This is a genomic window from Devosia sp., assembly GCF_035944845.1.
Taxonomy (GTDB): Bacteria; Pseudomonadota; Alphaproteobacteria; order Rhizobiales; family Devosiaceae; genus Devosia_A.
The window spans coordinates 49,769-67,518 of record NZ_DASZAW010000131.1; the positions used below are offsets into that span (position 1 = coordinate 49,769).

Annotated in this window: 14 protein-coding genes; 3 read left to right on the forward strand and 11 right to left on the reverse strand. The window is 64.1% G+C overall.

Annotated elements, in window-relative coordinates:
* Position 1 precedes the first annotated feature (1 nt).
* The 9 genes from VGV07_RS25920 to VGV07_RS25960 all read right to left on the reverse strand — a co-directional run bounded on the left by VGV07_RS25920 (position 2) and on the right by VGV07_RS25960 (position 10,324).
* Entirely contained in the window at positions 2-880 is an 879-nt protein-coding gene (locus tag VGV07_RS25920; RefSeq protein ID WP_326871623.1) for an ABC transporter permease, read from the reverse strand.
* The gene (locus VGV07_RS25925; protein WP_326871624.1) at positions 877-2,028 is read right to left on the reverse strand and encodes an extracellular solute-binding protein; all 1,152 of its coding nucleotides are present in this window, start codon (positions 2,026-2,028) and stop codon (positions 877-879) included. The genes VGV07_RS25920 and VGV07_RS25925 overlap by 4 nt, the downstream gene beginning before the upstream one ends.
* A gap of 244 nt (positions 2,029-2,272) precedes the next feature.
* Positions 2,273-3,343, reverse strand: a complete 1,071-nt coding sequence (locus VGV07_RS25930; protein ID WP_326871625.1) for a Gfo/Idh/MocA family oxidoreductase — start codon at positions 3,341-3,343, stop codon at positions 2,273-2,275.
* Positions 3,343-4,194: a sugar phosphate isomerase/epimerase gene (locus VGV07_RS25935; RefSeq protein WP_326871626.1), complete on the reverse strand. Its 852-nt coding sequence runs from the start codon at positions 4,192-4,194 to the stop codon at positions 3,343-3,345. Before VGV07_RS25935 ends, VGV07_RS25930 begins: the two co-directional genes overlap by 1 nt.
* Positions 4,195-4,197: 3 nt before the next feature.
* Positions 4,198-5,613 carry a CehA/McbA family metallohydrolase gene (locus VGV07_RS25940; protein ID WP_326871627.1) on the reverse strand — a complete coding sequence of 472 codons (1,416 nt, stop codon included), beginning with the start codon at positions 5,611-5,613 and terminating at the stop codon, positions 4,198-4,200.
* A gap of 160 nt (positions 5,614-5,773) precedes the next feature.
* Positions 5,774-6,886 carry an ABC transporter ATP-binding protein gene (locus tag VGV07_RS25945; protein WP_326871628.1) on the reverse strand — a complete coding sequence of 371 codons (1,113 nt, stop codon included), beginning with the start codon at positions 6,884-6,886 and terminating at the stop codon, positions 5,774-5,776.
* Complete coding sequence (locus tag VGV07_RS25950; RefSeq protein WP_326871629.1) at positions 6,886-7,716, reverse strand: carbohydrate ABC transporter permease; 831 nt, start codon at positions 7,714-7,716, stop codon at positions 6,886-6,888. Before VGV07_RS25950 ends, VGV07_RS25945 begins: the two co-directional genes overlap by 1 nt.
* On the reverse strand, positions 7,713-8,633 hold the full coding sequence (locus VGV07_RS25955; RefSeq protein ID WP_326871630.1) for a sugar ABC transporter permease: 921 nt from the start codon (positions 8,631-8,633) through the stop codon (positions 7,713-7,715). The genes VGV07_RS25950 and VGV07_RS25955 overlap by 4 nt, the downstream gene beginning before the upstream one ends.
* A 329-nt stretch (positions 8,634-8,962) precedes the next feature.
* Positions 8,963-10,324 carry an extracellular solute-binding protein gene (locus VGV07_RS25960; RefSeq protein WP_326871631.1) on the reverse strand — a complete coding sequence of 454 codons (1,362 nt, stop codon included), beginning with the start codon at positions 10,322-10,324 and terminating at the stop codon, positions 8,963-8,965.
* Between the two features lie 317 nt (positions 10,325-10,641).
* On the opposite strand from VGV07_RS25960, the gene VGV07_RS25965 reads away from it, so the two are divergent.
* Both VGV07_RS25965 and VGV07_RS25970 read left to right on the forward strand, forming a co-directional pair.
* Positions 10,642-11,679: a LacI family DNA-binding transcriptional regulator gene (locus VGV07_RS25965; RefSeq protein WP_326871632.1), complete on the forward strand. Its 1,038-nt coding sequence runs from the start codon at positions 10,642-10,644 to the stop codon at positions 11,677-11,679.
* Between the two features lie 11 nt (positions 11,680-11,690).
* On the forward strand, positions 11,691-13,547 hold the full coding sequence (locus VGV07_RS25970) for a DUF5054 domain-containing protein (RefSeq protein ID WP_326871633.1): 1,857 nt from the start codon (positions 11,691-11,693) through the stop codon (positions 13,545-13,547).
* Positions 13,548-13,808: 261 nt separating this feature from the next.
* Here the strand turns inward: VGV07_RS25970 and VGV07_RS25975 are convergent, their stop codons facing one another.
* Together VGV07_RS25975 and VGV07_RS25980 are read right to left on the reverse strand one after the other, a co-directional pair.
* Positions 13,809-14,378 (reverse strand): LysE family translocator, encoded by a 570-nt coding sequence (locus VGV07_RS25975; RefSeq protein ID WP_326871634.1) that lies wholly within the window; start codon positions 14,376-14,378, stop codon positions 13,809-13,811.
* Positions 14,379-14,501: 123 nt separating this feature from the next.
* The gene (locus VGV07_RS25980) at positions 14,502-15,428 is read right to left on the reverse strand and encodes a helix-turn-helix domain-containing protein (RefSeq protein ID WP_326871635.1); all 927 of its coding nucleotides are present in this window, start codon (positions 15,426-15,428) and stop codon (positions 14,502-14,504) included.
* 161 nt (positions 15,429-15,589) lie between these two features.
* On the opposite strand from VGV07_RS25980, the gene VGV07_RS25985 reads away from it, so the two are divergent.
* Positions 15,590-17,677, forward strand: a complete 2,088-nt coding sequence (locus VGV07_RS25985) for an ABC transporter substrate-binding protein (RefSeq protein WP_326871636.1) — start codon at positions 15,590-15,592, stop codon at positions 17,675-17,677.
* The last annotated feature ends 73 nt before the right edge of the window (positions 17,678-17,750 follow it).

Sequence of the window (17,750 nt, forward strand, 5' to 3'; positions counted from 1 at the left end):
CTTACGGGGTCCGGTTCTTGGCGACGGAGCGGACGTAGAACAGCCCGAACACGATACAGAAGCAGAAGGCGATCACCGCTTGGGTGATGGCGTTGGTCGGATCGTTCAGGTCGCGGAAGGTCCGCTGCATGAACGGCCCCATCATTTCCGGCGCGGCGGGACCCAGCACGTAGGGCAGCGTGAAGGCTGAAAAGATCCCGAGCACGGTGAAGCTCACGGCGACGAGGATGGAATTGGAAATGCGCGGCAGGATGATGTGCCAAAGCAGCGCAAAGCGCCCCGCGCCGACATCGCGCGCCGCCTCGATCGCCTGGTTGGAGACGTTCCCCAACCCCGAGAGGAGGATCAGGACGGTCAGCGGAATATTGTCCCAGACCAGCCCGATCACCGGTCCCCATGGGGTGAGATAGGGGGTGCGGATCTTCGGCAGGCCAACCGAGTTGAGCAGCAGATCCACCGTGCCGTTCGGGCCCAAGACGCGGATGATCGCGTAGCTCAGGATGATCGAAGGCACGAACATGGGAAAGATCGCGAGGCCCTGCACATAGGCGGCGAGCCGCCCCTTGGCGAAGCGCAGGTAAAGCGCGATCGGCAGGCAGATCAGCACCAGCAGCAAAGCGCAGACGCCCGTGGTCCACAGCGTCACGCTGAGGTTGTTGAGGCTATACTGGTCGGTGAAGAAGAATGTGTAGGTCTCGAGCGAAAAGCTTCGCCCCGTCCCGCCATCATTGGGCAGCCAGATGGTGCGCCCGATGGCGGATATGATCGGCCAGATGATCATCCAGCCGACCAGGAACACCGGAATGGCGACCAGCAGGAGGCCCGTGAGCCCCCTGCGAGTCTTTGTTCCGACGATGTCGCTTGTGGCGCTCAGGCTCACGCGTTGCGGTCCACGTTGGGAGCAACATTGCGATACCAGCCATCGTTGATGGCCTTCTCCCACTCACCGGCCGGGAAGGACGGGATGGTGGTCGGGATCACGTCGGCATATTTCTGGCGCAGGTCCTGGCTAACATAGTCCCAGCCGACGCCCGGGAAGCCGCCCAGTTCGCTGAGCACAGCCGACTGGATCTCTTCGGAGAGCACGAAGTCGACGAGCTTGAGCGCAGCATCCTTGTTGACGCCGTTGGACAGGACGACCGAACGGGAGAAACCGCCGGGCAGGGCGAGATCCTGCAGTTGAACGAGGCCGGTGGTCTCGGGCAGCACGCCGGTGTTGATTGCCGAGATCGCCTGGTCGGACCAGGCCGGGATCATCGTGACGGCGCTCTGGCCCAAGAGCTGCAGCGACGGTGTGTTGCCGCCGGTATAGGCGCCATTGTCGAACAGCGAGCCCGCAATATCCTTGAGAATATCCCAGGCTGGGTTCAGCGCCTTCTCGGCCGCTTCTGCCGTGAAGTTATCGGTGGTGAACGCCTTCGGGTCCTTGCCGTTGGCTTCATAGATGGCGCGGCGGACGAAGTTGCCGCCCGAACCGCCCTTGTCGGGGCGGTTGTAGATGAACTGGCCGGGATTGGCCTTGATCCAGGCGACAAGGTCAGCCCAGGTCTTCGGCACATTGGCCGGGTCGAGCTTGGTGGTGTCGTAGGCGAGCAGCACCTGCGAACCGCGATAGGGCACCGAGTAGTCGGTGTCGATGCCGAGCGGATTGACCTTGGACCAGTTCGACAGTCCGGCTTCCTTGAGGTTCACGTAGAGGCCGGCCTCGATAGCGCCGGCCGGGAGGCGGGGCTCGCCCGACTCGAAATAGTCGGCCTGCGGATCGGTCTTGGTCTGCAGCGCAGCGAGGGCGCGGTCGGCGATCGCCAACTGACCAGCGCTGTCGCCTGCGTCCACGAGGTTGAGGAGCACGCCGGGGTTGGCTGCCTCGAACTTCGGCTTCACCACGTTGGTCCAGAAGTCGAGGATGTTGGTATCCGACGAGGTGTACCAGTCGATCTTGCCGGCTTCGGCAAAGGCCAGCCTCGGCAGCAGCACCATGCCGGCGGCTGCGCCGCCGACCGAAAGCATAAACGCACGACGTTTCATCGTTGTCTCTCCCAGGTTCGCCTGCGGGCCATCCCGCGGCAGGTCAATCTGACGCCGACCGTGGGGACCAGACTAATCTCGGTGGGCCCGCTGGCAAGCGAAAAATGGAACGGAAATTCCATTGTGACAGCGCACGCCTGATTTATTCCGCGCGCCTGTTCCAGCCGCTTAAACCGCACTCCCATGACATCAGGATGACAGTGGAAGAACCCCGGTTTCCGGGGCTTTCAGGGCATTGATGACGTCAGTTTTGCGACAGGAAGTGACGGCCGACCTCGGCGAACAACTCGAGGTCCTTGAGAGAGTCTGTCAGCAACGTCTTGGGCTTTTCCCCAGTTGTCACCGCATGGTGGAAGGCGCCGAGCTCCACGCGGAAAGCATCCTCGTAGAACGGCCCGATGATCTCGGTGCCGGTGGAGTGCTGGTCCGAGGTGGTGATCTCGAGCCTGGTGGGCAGGTTCCGCACATACGGGGTGTCGTAGTTGATCTTGAAGTGCTGGTTCAGCGTCAGCACTTCGATGCCCGCATCGAACCGGGCAACATCATGGATCACCGCTTCATAGAGCGCGGTGAAACTGCCGTAGTCGAACATCACGAGGACGTTCTCGCCGCGGTGCTGCCGTGCCGCCGCCACCGCGTTCGGCGCGCCGAAAAGTTCGCGCATCGCTGAAAAGCTGTGCGACGAAAGCCCGGTGAGCACCTGGTAGGCCCGCAGTTGATCCGGCCGCGCCTCGCCCATCACCGATTTCAGCAGCGCCTGGGTCTGCGCCCGCCCTTCGGCGATCGCCTCGGCCGGCACGTCGTCGGGCCGGAAAATGTTGCGCGTTTGATCGACGAAGAACTGGCTTTCGCGGATCAGGTCGCGGATCCGGACGTGCCGGATCTCCTCGCGCGGCGGCAGCCGTTCTTTGAGCGCCGTGAACGCCGGCGCGAAGCGCCGCATGTAGCCGACGAACACTGTCTTGGTGTTGCTCTTCTCGAGCTCCAGCAGCGGCTTCAGCTCGGCTGCGGTCAGCGCCGCCGGCTTCTCGATGAACACGTGCTTGCCGGCCCGGATGGCTTTTTCGAGCAGCGGTGCATGCAGGAAATCCGGCGTCAGGATGAACACCGCATCGAGCGTCGGGTCGGCGATCAGCGCCTCCGCCGACGCATGCCGCGTCTTCACCCCGTAGCGCTCCGCCACATGCGCCATGAGGCTGGGGGAGACATCGGTCACCGCTGCGATCTCGAAGCGCTGGTCGTCCGCGAGCAGCGGCAGATGCATCAGCTGCGCGACTTCACCGAGGCCAACGAGGCCAACCCTGAGCTTTGCCATCACGCGATCGCCTGCATGTACACGTAGTTGCGCTTGGCCAACTGCAGCGGCGTTTCCGTCGCATGCTCGGCCACGTCCTGTTCGACGACGATCGGCCCGTCAAAGCCTTTGGCGTCGAGGAAGCGCATCACCGCCCGGATATCGACTGCGCCATCGGGCAGGGGGGCCATGACGCCCTGGCCGTACGAATTGGCGACCGAGAGCTTGCCGTCCAACACGCGCTGCCGCACCGTGGGGTCGACATTCTTCAAGTGCATGTAGGCGATCCGTCCCCACACCTTTTCCATGTAGGCCAGCGGGTCCTGGTCCCAGAAGGCGTGATGGCCGGTGTCGAAGCAGAGGTCGATCTGGGTCTCCTCGAGCAGCCGGTCGATCTGTCGCTCGAACTCCACCGCGGTGCCGATATGCGGGTGGAAGCTTGCCTTCAGCCCGAACTCGCCCTCGATCACCGCCTGGGCTTCGCGCACCGTGGCGGTGAGCCCGTTCCAGCCCTCGCGATCGAGCACGCCTTCCTGACCCTCGGGGTACCAGTTGCTTTCGTCCATGATGACGAGGTGCTTGGCGCCGAGATCCTTGAGCAGCGGCGCCAGCTCCCTGAGCGTCGACATCAGCACCGGCGCCGAGGCTCGGTCGCCGAAGGTGTGGACGTGGGTGGCGCCGATCAGCGTCAACCCGCGCTTTTCCAGCTCCGGCCCGAGCTCGGCTTTGTCCTTTGGCAGGAAGCCGAACGGCCCGAGCTCGGTGCCGCGATAGCCCGAGGCGGCCACCTGATCGAGATACTCCTGCCACGTATAGGCGTTGCCGGTTGGGTAGTTGATGCCCCAGGAACACGGGGCATTGCCGATAAACATGGGTCAGTCCTGGTCGATGTAGATTGGGTTGGAGATGGCGCGCCGGATCGGCTCGTCCGTCAGGTGGAAGCCCTTGAGCTGCCACGGCAACTCGCCGCGCTCGCTCGCCGCCTTGGTGAATTCCTCGACCAGCCATGGCCGGCTCGCCTTGGCGATGATCTCGGCGCGCACGAACTTTTCGGCGCCGTCGAGCAGTGCCAGCTCGCCGCGCCAGTCGCCGCTGGTGATCTCCTGTTCGGTAATGGTGCCGCGCGCGTCGATCCATTGCAGCACGTCGCCGCGCGCCCCGCGCACAATCGCTTCGCAATGCAGCGGCGCCGTCACTGCCGAGCCCATCGGCTGGCCATTGACGGTGATCTCGAGGTGCGGGCCCTTCGGCCCCTCGGTCACATAGCCGTGCCCGGCCTTCATCGCCGCGAGCACCGCATCTTCGCTGAGTTCCGGCAGCCACAGCACCGTCGTTGGTCGCGCCAGCACCAGCGGACCCTCCGGCTGCAGTTTCGCCGGCTGGTGAAAGTCGCTGCCGCCGATCGCCGAAATCCTGAGGCCCGAGGCGAGCCGTTCCTGCCAGCGCTCCAGCGACACCCAGTTCCACGCCATCCACGTCGACTGCCAAACTTCCTGGCAGTCGGCGGCCGGGAACTCGTAGTCCCAGGGAATGGTCGGCTTGTCGTGGTTGATCGACAGGAGTCCGCCTTCGCGGTGCACCATTTCGGCCAGCACGTGCGCGTCCGACGGCTTGGTCATGCGGAAGTCGATCCACTTGTCGACCCCATAGACATTGGCGTGGCCGACGGCAGTGGTGACTTCCATGCCGCGTACGAACACCAGGTCCGGCGACGAGGCGGGGTGGAAGTAGCGCCGCTGCGTGATGGTGTTGTGGTCGGCGATGGCGAGGAAATCGAGCCCCGCCTGCACCGCGGCCTGGTGCAAGGTCTCGGGCGAACCGGCTGCGTCCGAATGGAAGGTGTGGCAGTGGAGGTCGCCGCGGTACCAGCCGGCACCGGCGCGCACCGGAAACGTCCGTTCCGGCTGCGGGCTGGTGGGGCGGGCACTGTCGTCGAGTTCGACCGTCACTGTCACATCGGCGCCACCGGGCGGCACCTTGTAGAGCCCGAGAATGACGTTCCATTCCCCGGCTGGCATCGCCCCGTGCACGTAGCCGGGCGTGGCGCTGTCGGTGGCGACGTAGAACCGATCGCGGAAGCCGCCCGACCAGCCGCGGAACCCCCCTTCGGAGGGGTACGGGGTCATCGCAGGGTCGAACATCCCGAGATCGATCACGCAGTCATCGGCCTTGGGGTAGGCGAGGGTAACGTCGATCCGCGTCGTGCCCGCCGGGACCGTGACTGGGATGTAGAAGTAGGGGTCCTTCGCCTGATCGGCGCGAGTGATGTGGGTTTTGACGATCTGCGTCATGCCGGCGCACAACCATCAGCAGACGGCCCGCTCCCATCCTCCCCCATGAAGGGGGAGGTGCCGCATCGAGTGTGTGGCACGATCGAGCAACAGCCTCGACTCTTCACCTCCCCCTTTATGGGGGAGGCCGGGAGGGGGCCGTCTCTATCAGTCAGCCCCCTCACAGCGGCATCTCCCCATCCGCCGGGATGCGCTTGCCCTCCGCGTCGAACAGGCTCGCGTGGGCGCCGTCGAAGGTGAACGCCACGTTCTCCGTCGTTTCCACCGCGTCGTCGGTGAAGATGCGCGCCGTCACCCGCCCGCCGTCCTGGCGCTCGAAGGTTACCAGTTTCTCGGGGCCCATATTCTCGTTCGCGAACAGCTTGCCGCTGACCATGTTGACGTCGTTGATCGTACCCATGCTGAGATGCTCGGGCCGCACCCCCAGCGTCAGCCCGGCGCCCTTGCCGAGCGCTGCCTTGATCCCCGTGGAGATCGGCAGGTCGCGCACCAGAACGCCATGGGCGCGCAACTGCAGCCGCTCGCCCTCGATGCTGCCCTCCACCGGGATCATGTTCATCGGCGGGTTGCCGACAAAGTTGGCAACGAACGTCGTTGCCGGCCGGCGATAGATCTCGATCGGCGGCGCGAACTGCACGATCCGGCCGCGATCCATCACCGCAATCCGCGTTGCCAGCGCCATGGCTTCGGCCTGGTCGTGCGTCACGTAAACCGCCGTCATCCCCATGTCGCGCTGCAGGTGGTTGAGGAAGCCGCGGGCTTCGAGCCTGAGCTTGGCATCGAGGTTGGAAAGCGGCTCGTCGAACAGGTAGACCCGGCTCGGATAGACCAGCGCCCGCGCCAGCGAGGTGCGCTGCTGCTGGCCACCCGAGATCTGGCTCGGCAGCCGGTTCAGCAACTCGCCGATCTTCAGCACATCGGCCACTTCCTTGGCCCGCTTGTGCCGCTTCTCGACACTCTCGCCGCGCACCTTCAGCGGGTAGGCGATGTTGTCGGCGAGGTTCATGTGCGGGTAGAGCGCATAATCCTGGAACACCATCGAGATCTGTCGATCCTTGGGGTGCAGGTGCGTCACGTCATCGGGCCCGATCATGATCTTGCCCGATGTCGGGGTTTCGAGCCCTGCGATCATCCTCAGACTGGTGGTCTTGCCGCAGCCCGACGGGCCGAGCAGGCAGATGAACTCGCCATCCGCAACCTTGAAGCTGATGTCCGAGACGGCGTTGAAGGTGCCGAAGCTCTTGGTGACGTTCTGGAATTCGACCGAGGCCATTACGCTTTGATTCCACCGAAGAAGCGGAAGCCGAACTTCCAGCTGACGAAGAGATAGAGGGCGACGACGGGCAGGGAGTAGATCAGCGAATAGGCTGCAAGCAGCGTCACGATCGGCGTCCCGGCCTCCGAGTAGAACGAGTAGATGGCGACCGAGGACGGCATCAGGTCATCGGAGCGGAGCAGGATGAAGGGGATGAGGAACGAGCCCCAGATGTTGACGAACGCCCAAACCACCACGACCACGATGCCCGGCCGGATCACTGGCAGCGCCACGTCGAAGAACGCCTGCACCGGCGACGCGCCCGCGACCATGGCGCTTTCCTCGTAGGTCTTGGGAATGCCGTCGATGAAGTCGCGGAGGATGAACATTGCGGTCGGCAGCAGCCCGCCGGCGAACACCAGGATCACCGCGATATGAGTATCCATCAGCCCGACCGATGAGACGATCAGGAAGATCGGCACCATCGCTGCGGTGCCCGACACCACCGAGGAGAACAGCAGCAGCACGTAGGTGACGATGCTCTTGCCGGGGATCGATGAGCGGCTGAGCGCATAGGCTGCGAGCGTTGCCGCCGCAGCAACGAGGATCACCCCGCCGACGCTCTGGATCAGGCTGTTGAGCAGCCCGCGCATCGCAAAGCCGTTGCCGAACACCGTCAGGAAATTCTGCAGCGTCCACGGGTCGGGGATGGCGATGCCGAGTTCGGCCCGCGCGTTGAACGGCGCGAAGATGAACCAGATCAGCGGCAGCGCGAACAGGATGCCGATGATCGCGGCCAGCGCCGAGAAGCCGATACGGGCGATGAGTTGCGGAAAACTGAGCTTCATTCTTCCACCGCCTTGGCTTTCTTGCGCCCGAACGACAGGTAGATCAGCGCGAACACCAGGTTGATCAGCATGATGATCACCCCCACGGCCGCGCCCTTGCCAAAGTCGAACTCGCGGAAGGCGATGCGGTAGTTGTAGATCGACAAGAGTTCCGTGCGGTAACTCGGCCCGCCATTGGTGAGGATGAACGGCGTGAACACGTTGAACGTCCACATGGTGATGAGGATCAGGTCGGTGACCACGTGGCCGCGGATCAGCGGCAAGCCGATATCGCGGAACTTCTGCCAGCTCGAGGCGCCGGCGACATCCGCCGCCTGGAAATAGCTCGGCGGGATCGAGGCGAAGGCCGAGTTGAACAGCATCATCGAGAACGCCGCACCGCGCCAGGTGTTGAAGATGACGATCACCCAGAACGGCTGCTGCAGCAGGAAATCCCCCGCCGGCAGCCCGAGGCCGCGCAGGATCATGTTCAACGTGCCATTGTCGTAGTCGAGGAAGGCGAACCAGGCGAAGCCGATCACCACCTCGGGCAGGATCCACGCCGCGATGACAGCGGTTTCGACGATGCGTTTGAGGGCTGGGGGGATGGTCTGCATCAGCCAGGCCAGCAGCAGGCCCAGCAGCGCCTGGCCGACCAGCGCCGACAGCAGCACGAATTGCGTAGTGAGGATCAGCGAAAAGCCGAACTGGCCGCGGGTGAAGAACGTTGCCGGATCGAATAGCTGGAAATAGTTGGCGAGCCCGACGAACTCCGGACTGAGCGCGGTCTTGCCGAGCAGTGTGCGGTTGGTGAACGAGACGAAGATCACCCAGAAGAACGGCAGCAGCACGAACACGCCGACCAGCGCCGCGGCAGGGGCTAGGAATGCCGCGCCGGCGCGATGGGAGAGGAGCGAGAAGTTCTTCTTTTTCGTCATACGGATAGGCCGGTGCGTGTTGACCCCCACCCCTGCCCCCTCCCCGCAAGGGGGAAAGAGACGAAGGAGTTGAGGCCCTGGGGTGTGTGGGACGAAGACTGGCGCCGCAGCGTCTCCCTCCCCCTTGCGGGGAGGGGACAGGGGTGCGGGGCAGCATGCTCCGGCTCCACCGCTAGCCAACCGGATGTCTCAGCCAACCGTCTCAATGTGACAAACCCCAATCGAAAAAAGGAACCTCCCCGGCCGCGAACAGGGTGCCGGGGAGGCGTTCCCAGGGAGCGCCCGGCTCAGGGAGGGCCGGGCGTGGGAGGACGTCTTGCGAAGCTCAGCTAGAGCTTCGAAACCGTGTTGGCCTCGCCGACGATCGCGATCACCGCCGCCTTGTACGCCGCCATAGCGTCTTCGGGGCTGGCTTCGCCCGAAACCACGCTTTCAGTCATGCGCTGGATCTCGGCCGACACCTTGTTGTAGTTCGGGTCGTTCGGGCGAGCGGTGGTCAACGGCAACAGGCTCTCCTGCGTCTTCTGCAGGTAGACATTGTTCGGCGTCGCCACGTCGTCACGAATGCGGCGGGCTTCACGGAAGCCCTGGAATGCGGTCAGCGATTCCTGGCTGTTCATGTAGCTGAGCAGCGCCCACGCTTCGGCCGGGTTCTTGGTCGCGGGGTTGAGGACGAACCCCGTGCCGCCCGAAACCGTCACATAGTCCTGCCCGCGATAACCCTTGCCCGGCTCCTGCGCCGGCATCGAGGCCCAGGTGACTTCGGCATCGCGGTTCTCGAGCCCGAATTCGGCGCCCGGCGCCATCACCGAATTGAAGAACCAATCACCTTCGACAAGCAGCGCCGTCTTGCCGTCACGGAAGTTGGTGAAGGTGCGGTTGCGGCCATCGCCGAGCAGCTGCGCCCGCTGGTCGCCCAACTGCTCGTCCACATAGATGGTCTTGTAGAGGTTGAGGGTGTCGAGGATGCCCTGGCTCGAAACGATGTACTTGCCGTTCTCGTCGACGACGCTTTCGCCGGTCCCGAGGATCGCCATGTAGTAGCCCTGCATGGTGGTGGCTTCGCCCATGTTCACGCCGGCGTTGAGCTGCAGCGGGAAGGAATCCGGGTTCGCCTTCTTGATGGCGCGGGCAGCTTCGAGCAGCTCGGCCCACGACTTCGGCTGGAAGGTCTCGGGATCGAGCCCGGCCGACTTCAACAGCTCCTTGCGCACGAAGATGGCGCGCACGTCCGTGCCGAGCGCCAGGCCATAGGCCTTGCCGCCATAGCTCATCAGCGACTTGGCGCCTTCCGAGATATGGCTCCAGCCTTCCCAGTTGTTCACGTCCGCTCCGGCCACTTCATCGAGCGGCTTCAACAGCCCGCCTTCGACGAACGAGGGGATCAGGAAACCGTCGAACGCGGCGACGTCGGCGCCGGCGCCGGTCGAGAAGTCGAGCGCCAGCTGCTGGGTCATCTGCTCGTCCTTGCCGCCGAACTCGTTCAGCGAGACGGTGACGTCCTTGCCCTCGGCCTTCATCTTTTCGGTGAAACCCGGGATCACGCTTTCCTTGATCCAAGTGGCGGTTTCGCTGTTCACGCCGCCGACCACGCAGCGGCAGATCACCGTCAGGTCCACGGCGAAGGCCGGGGTAATCATTGTAGTGGCAGTGGCGAGGCCCAGATACAGGGCGCGCAGGCGATTGCTCATCGCGAAATTCCTCCCTTGGTGGCGCCACTTCGCGGGCGCCGAATTGGCGATCGCGGCGGTCAATTCTCCCCGCCGCAGCTCACGATCTCAGAATGAACACGCTTTCATTCATCGTCAAGACGTAGAATGCCTGTTGCGAATGACAAGGTGATGACGCCTGGATGGAATGTTTGTTCCATATGCCGTACTGTTAGTCATTATTGTGCAATATCAGCATGTTAGCCTGATGAATGCTCGGATCGGCTTGACAGTCTGCAAGGCGAACCGGCAGAACAGTTTTGCACACGATTTCATTTTAGGGCAGCAGGGCAGACCTTTTGAGCGATCCGGCCATCCGCAATCGCAGCCGCGCCACAGCCGATATGGTGGCTCGCACCGCCAACGTGTCGCGCGTTGCGGTCAGCCGTGCCTTCAACCCGCATGCTTCGATCAAGCCGGAGAAGCGCGACCTGATTCTGAAGGTGGCGCAGGAGCTGAACTACACGCCGGATATGGCCGCCCGCTCGATGGTCACCGGTCGCTCGCACCTTGTCGGCATCATCGTCCCCGATGTCTCGGGGCCCTGGGAAAGCCAGGAACTCGACGCCATGACCACGGCGCTGCAGGCCGAGGGGTTTGCAACGCTGCTGTTCCGCACCCGCGACGACCTGTCGATGGACGAAACCCTGCTTACCTACATGAAGGGCTTCAACCCGGATTCGGTTATTGCCTATGCCGAGAACGTGCGACCGACGACGCTCGCCCGCGTGCTCGATCGGGCCGTGCCGATCTATGTCGGCTATCCTGATGAGGATGCAGCGGAAGCCGAGGCCGCGCCGCTGTTCGATCGGCTCGACGTGCTGCAGCGCGAGGGCATCGAGCAGGCCGTGGCGCTGATGCAGGGCTATGGCGCCCGCCGCTTCGCCTTTCTCGCCGGCAAGACCAATTCGCTTGCCACCCAGTCACGCGAGCGCATGGTGATCAAAGTCCTTGCCGAGCGCGGGCTGCCGCCACCCACTCGCATCCCGGGCGATTACACCTACGACACTGCCTATCGCGAGACGCTGAACCACTTCCGCCTCGGTGAGCCGGTGGATGCGATCTTTGCCGCCAACGATGTCGGCGCCTTTGGCGCCATCGATGCGCTGCGCACCGAGCTCGGACTGCGCGTGCCGCAGGACGTCAAGGTCGTCGGTTTTGACGACATCCATCAGTCGCACTGGAAGAGCTACAATCTCACCACGGTGAAGCTCGACCTGACCGAACGGACCCAGGCGCTGCTGCGCCTGATCCTCCGCCGCCTCAAGAACCCCACCTCACCCTCGCTCACCGAGACCGTGTCGACCCGCCTGGTCGTCCGCGGCACCGTGGGCTGATCGCCAGAGTTATGACCCGCAAGATCCATCTGGTCTTCAAGACCCACCTCGACATCGGCTTCACCGACCACGCCCAGAAGGTCCGTGCCCAGTATCACGAGCGCTTCATCCCGCAGGCGATCGATACCGGTGAACACTTCTTCGCCGAGGATCCCGAGCATCCGAGGTTCATCTGGACCACCGGCGCCTGGCTGATCTGGGATCACCTCAATTCGCAGAGCCCGGAGCGGGTGCAACGGCTCGAGCGCGCCATCGATCGCGGCCTGATCCGCTGGCATGCGCTGCCCTTCACCACCCATTCCGAACTGATGTCACCGGCCGTGTTCCGCGCCGGGTTGAGTCACAGCCAGGAACTCGACAGGCGCTTCGGCAAACAGACGATTGCCTCGAAGATGACTGACGTTCCCGGCCATACCATCGGCATCGTGCCGCTGCTCGCCGAGGCCGGCGTCAGGTTCCTGCACCTCGGCGTCAACTCCGCCTCGCCGCCGCCCGACGTCCCCGACGTCTTTCGCTGGCGCGCCCCAGATGGCGCCGAAATCGTCGTGCTGTACCAAAAATCCTACGGCGAAACCTCGTTCCCCGAGGGTTTTGACGAGGGCCTCGGCTTCGCCCACACCAACGACAATATGGGGCCGCAAAGCGTGCCGCAGACGGTGGAGGCCTGGCGCGAACTGCAGGGGCATAACCCGGAGACCGAGATCGTCGCCTCGACCCTCGATGCCTATGGCGAAATCCTCTGGTCTCGCCGCGAAGAGTTTCCGGTCATTGATCTCGAGCTCGGCGATAACTGGATCCATGGCGCCGGCACCGATCCGGACAAGCTCAAGCGCTTCCTGCACCTGCAGCGTCTCTACGACCGCTTCGCCGAGGAGCCCCTTACTCCGAGCCGCCTGGCCTTTGGCCGTGGCCTCACCATGGTTGCCGAACACACCTGGGGCGTCGACATCAAATCGTACCTGCGCGACGACCTGGCCTGGGACCGGCCGGCCTTCGAAACCGCCCGCGCCGCTGACTACCGCTTCCAGTATTCCGAGGCCTCCTGGGCCGAGCAGCGCGCCTATCTCGATGCCGCTGTCGCCGAACTCGAGCCGGCCGACCGGGCTCTCGCCGAAGCCGCCGAAGACCCGGCGATCGAGGGCACCGGCTGGTTCGTCGAGACCGACCCCAATACCGGCGACGTGATCCTCATCCGTTCGCCGGCCGGCGTTGAGCTGCGCGGCGAGGGGGGCAGCCTCCTCGGATACCGCTACGAGAGCTACGACGCTTCCGATGTCGCGGCCCACATGGATACCTACCTCACGCACCGGGCTCATTGGGCCATCCTCGATCACATCAAGCCTGGTCTCGATCGCGTCGCGTCCGCCCGCTCGGCGAACTTCGCGCCAAAATTGGTCGACGGCGTTGCGACGCTCGACACGGCTGCCCATGTCAAGCTCGGCGCTCCGGCACGCATCGCCTATCGGTTCCGCGCGCTCGACAGCCGTCGCCTCGAGATCACCGTGGAGCTGCTCGACAAGCCCGCCAACCGCATGCCGGAAGCCAGCTTCGTCAGCTTCACGCCCTCAGGCGCGCACGACTGGCAGTTCCTGAAGATGGGGCAGTGGCTGCCCGCGAACCGCATTGCGCGCAAGGGCGGTGGTCAGCTCCAGGTCGTCGCCGCCGTGCGGACCATCGGCGTCGAACTCCGACCGCTCGATACCCCGCTGGTCGCGCCCACTGCGACGAAGTTCATGCCGTTCAACCCCAACCCGCCGGATTTCTCCGCCGGCCTGCGCTTCAACCTCCACAACAACAAATGGGGCACCAACTTCCCCATGTGGTGGGGCACTGAGCGGTTCGAAGCGCGGTTTGTGCTGGAGCTATGAAACGCTCTTGTCGGACGGTTCATCGGGAGTAGTGAGCTCGCCATCCCACCAGTCATAGCTCTCTGGGTTGCCCCATTCCTGCATGGCATCGATGAAGGCTTGATCTTCCGCCTCTGTCGGGCTGTTGCGATGGCAAGTGAATCCTGGTGGGCTTGGCGGTGAAAGGCCTCGGATGTGGGATCGGGCACCAACATTGGACGGCCGTTGATCACGACCGTCACGATCGGAATGTTCTCGCGCTGTCGCTTCTTTGTCACGAGCCTACCCCAGCACCGAAGCCGCGATCGCGCCGGCAAAGCCGACCAGCGCCACCGAGGCGACCTTGCGCACCACGGTGTGCCGGTCGCCGGCTGCCGCGCCGATCGCCCGCCCGACAACGATCCACGCGAACCCCACCAGTGGCACCAGCAGGGCGAAGCCGAGCACATACCAAGCGAACTGCGCATGGTTGGTCGGGATGATGCTGAGCGAGAAGATCAGCGCCTTGGGGTTGAGCAGGGTGGTGACGAACACCGCCTGCATGCCAATGCTTGCCTGGCTTTGCGTCAGCCCGGCATTGTGACGCCAGAGCTTGATCGCCGTCCAGATCAGGTAGGCGACCACTGCCGCCTTGAGCGCGACGCCCACCAGCGCATAGCTGTGGATCACCGGCCCCAGGACAATGCGGATCGTGCCGACGGCGATCAGGTAGCCGGCCAGCTCCCCCACCAGCAGCCGAACTGACCGTCGGACCCCCGCCGTCGCGCCCGATGTTGCGAGCAGCGTGTTGGTCGGCCCGGGTGTGCCCAACAGTACCAGGACAGCGGCAATGAACAGAAACGGGTCGGTCATCGGGGGCAGGGGGTCTTCGTACGCGTTACGCGCGAGTGAAGCGCGGCGGCGATGGCGAGGCAAGGCAATCTGCGGAGCCGGCGCGAGTTGCCCCCCACCAGCCAATAAGTCACTCCAGCGACCTCACCGCAGATAGTGCGCGCGCATCTGCCGCGGCGTCAGCCCATAGGCGTTGCGGAACTGCACGTAGAACTGGCTCAGCGCCGAAAAGCCGCTCTCGAACGCCACGTTCTCGATCGAAAGGCTGCCCTCGAACAGCAGTGATCGCGCCCGGATCAGGCGCATGCGCACCACGAACTTGTGCATCGGCACCCGCATCACTTCGGTGAACAGGTTCAGCGCATAGTTGGGGTGGAGGCCCACCACCTTGGCCACATCCTCGGCCCTGAGTGGCTCGGAGAGGTTTTCGAGGATGTGCCGGATCATCGCCACCACGTAGCGCAACGGCGAGGCCGCCCGGGTGGTCGAGCCGACGCTCTCGATCCACGGCTCCATCAGGATGTCCCATCCGGTCACCGCGGCGCGCCGCAGCATCAGCGCGATCTCTTCTTTCAGGATATCCGTCCGCTCCGCGTCACCCGAGCGATAATCCTGGTACCAGCGGGTCAGTGTATCGGCGCCGATCGTCTCGGGCGGCAGCATCACCACCCCGCCACCCATCATCGTTTCGGTGAGTTGCCCGAGGTTTGGCATGTGGAGGAAGCTGTCGAGCGGCAGGTAGACGTTGCACTGCCGGCTGTCATGGTTCGCGCCGTAGTCGATCGCCGTGGTCTGGTGCGGGATGCCGGCCCAGAACAGCACCAGCCGGCCCGATGGGATGCGCAGCGGCCGTCCGTCGATGACGTAGTCCATGCTGCCCGTGGTGAGCCAGTTCAACTCGATATGACCGTGGAAGTGCTCCTCCGGCATGATCTGCGGGTCGAACCAACGGATGCCGAACCGCCCAAACGCCTGCGTCTGCGCGTAAAACCGCCGGTCCGGACGTGGCACCGGGGCGGTGGCTTTCTCGCGCGGCTTGCCCGGCAGGAAGTGCTGCGGCTGCTCGTTCATCGGTCCTGTGACAATCTGTAAAAACCGGAAATACTCATTCAGATAATCGGATTGTTCGCTTTAGTGCAAGGTCTACCCTTTTGAAGCTGGGACAAGTGGCGGTGGGTTGGAGGCCTGCCGCCGGGTGCGTGTTGTGCCGGTCTCGAGCCTAGGGAGGAAACATGCGTAAACACCTATTTGCCCTTGGCGGGGCAGGGCTGCTGCTTGGCGTTTCGATCTTCGCCGCGCAGGCCCAGATCGTACCGCCGACCACCCCGCCAGATCCGCCGAAATTCGATGCACAGGGCACGCCCGTCTTCGTCGGCGCCAAGGATCTGTACGAATACGGCACACTGCCGGAGTACCACGAGCCGGATTTCGTGAAGGCCTTCGTCGACGCCGGGAAGCTCCCGCCGGTCGCCGAGCGCCTGCCCAAGGAACCGCTGATCTTCAAGGCGTCGAACATGCCCGACGGCATCGGCGTCTACGGCGACGTGATGCGTCACGTCATCGGCGGCCGGCCGGAAGGCTGGAACTACATGGGCGGCCAGTCGCAGGGCTGGGGTGGTGTGGACAATTCCACCATGGAATGCCTCACCCGCACCGGCCCGCTCTTCGAGGTCAAGGCCGAGGAACTCGCGCCGCTGCCTAACCTCGCCAAGAGCTGGGAGTGGTCCGACGACGGCCACCAGTTGACCATGCACCTGGTCGAAGGCGCCAAGTGGTCGGACGGCGTCGAGTTCACCACCGAGGACGCGATCTTCTACTGGGAAGACAACGTCATCGATCCGAACGTGACCCCGCTGAACGGCGCTTCGCCCGAGATGTTCGGCGAGGGCACCAAGCTTGAAGCGCTGGACAAGTACACCCTGCTGTGGACCTTCAAGGAAGCGTTCCCCAAGCAGTACCTCTACCAGATGGCGCACGGCAATTTCTGTCCGGGTCCGGCGCATATCTTCAAGCCGCTCCACCCCAAGTACAAGGCTGGCGCGACCTACGACGAGTATAAGAACGCCATTCCGCCCACCTACATGAACATCCCGGTGATGGGCGCCTGGGTGCCGGTCGAGTACCGTCCGGACGATATCATCGTGCTGCGTCGCAACCCCTATTACTGGAAGGTCGACGACAAGGGTAACCAGCTTCCCTACCTGAACGAAGTGCACTTCCGCCTTTCGACCTGGGCGGACCGTGACGTGCAGGCCGTGGCCGGCACCGGCGACTTCTCCAACCTCGAGCAGGCCGAAAGCTATGTCGAGGCGCTGAAGCGCTCCGCCGATCCCAACGCCCCCGCCCGTCTCGCCTTCGGTGCCCGCACCATCGGCTACACCCTCTATCCGAACCTCTCCGGCAATGGCTGGGGCGAGCCGGATGCCCGTGGTCAGGCGATCCGCGAACTCAACCGCAACGCTGATTTCCGCAAGGCGATCACCTATGCGATCGACCGTCAGCGGCTTGGCGAAGCTCTGGTGAAGGGGCCGTTCACGGCCATCTATCCGGGCGGCCTCTATGCCGGCACGACCTATTACGACAAGGAGTCGACGGTCTACTATCCGTTCTCGCTCGAGTCCGCCAAGGAACTGCTGGCCAAGGCCGGTCTCGCCGATACCGACGGCAATGGCGTGGTCAACTTCCCCGCCGGCACCGCTGGTGGCGCCGATGTCGAGATCACGCTGCTCGCCAACGCCGACTATCAGACCGACAAGAACCTTGCCGAAGGCGTCATCGCCATGATGGAGCCGCTCGGTATTCGCGTCATCGCCAACTTCCTGACCGGCACCCAGCACGATGCGACCTACCAGTCGGGCAAGTTCGACTGGCGCGTTGCCCGTAACGGCTCCGAGCTCATCTCGGTGGTCCAGAACACCTCGGCTCTCGCGCCAACCGGTCCGCAGGTCAACGGATCGCACCGCGCCGGCACTGACGGCACGCTGGATCTCTTGCCGTGGGAGCAGGAACTGGTCGACAGCGTCAACGCGTTCATCGCCACCGACGATGCCGCCAAGCGCAGCGAGCTGATGAAGACCTACCAGAAGCTCTATACCGAGAACCTGTTCGGCATCGGTCTCACCCAGTATCCGGGTGCGCTGATCATCAACAAGCGCTTCGCCAATATCCCGGCCGGCGCGCCGATCTACATGTTCCAGTGGGCCGAGGACAACATCATCCGCGAACGCGTCTACGTCCCGACTGACAAGCAGCAGGCCTACGAGCTGCACCCCAACACCCTCCCGGGTGAGCCGGGTTCTGCCGGCGCGGCTTCACTCTAAGCCGCATCGTACGGAACCCGCGGCAAGGGGGCACACGCGCCCCCTTGCCACCTGACCGGAGGAGAGACTGATA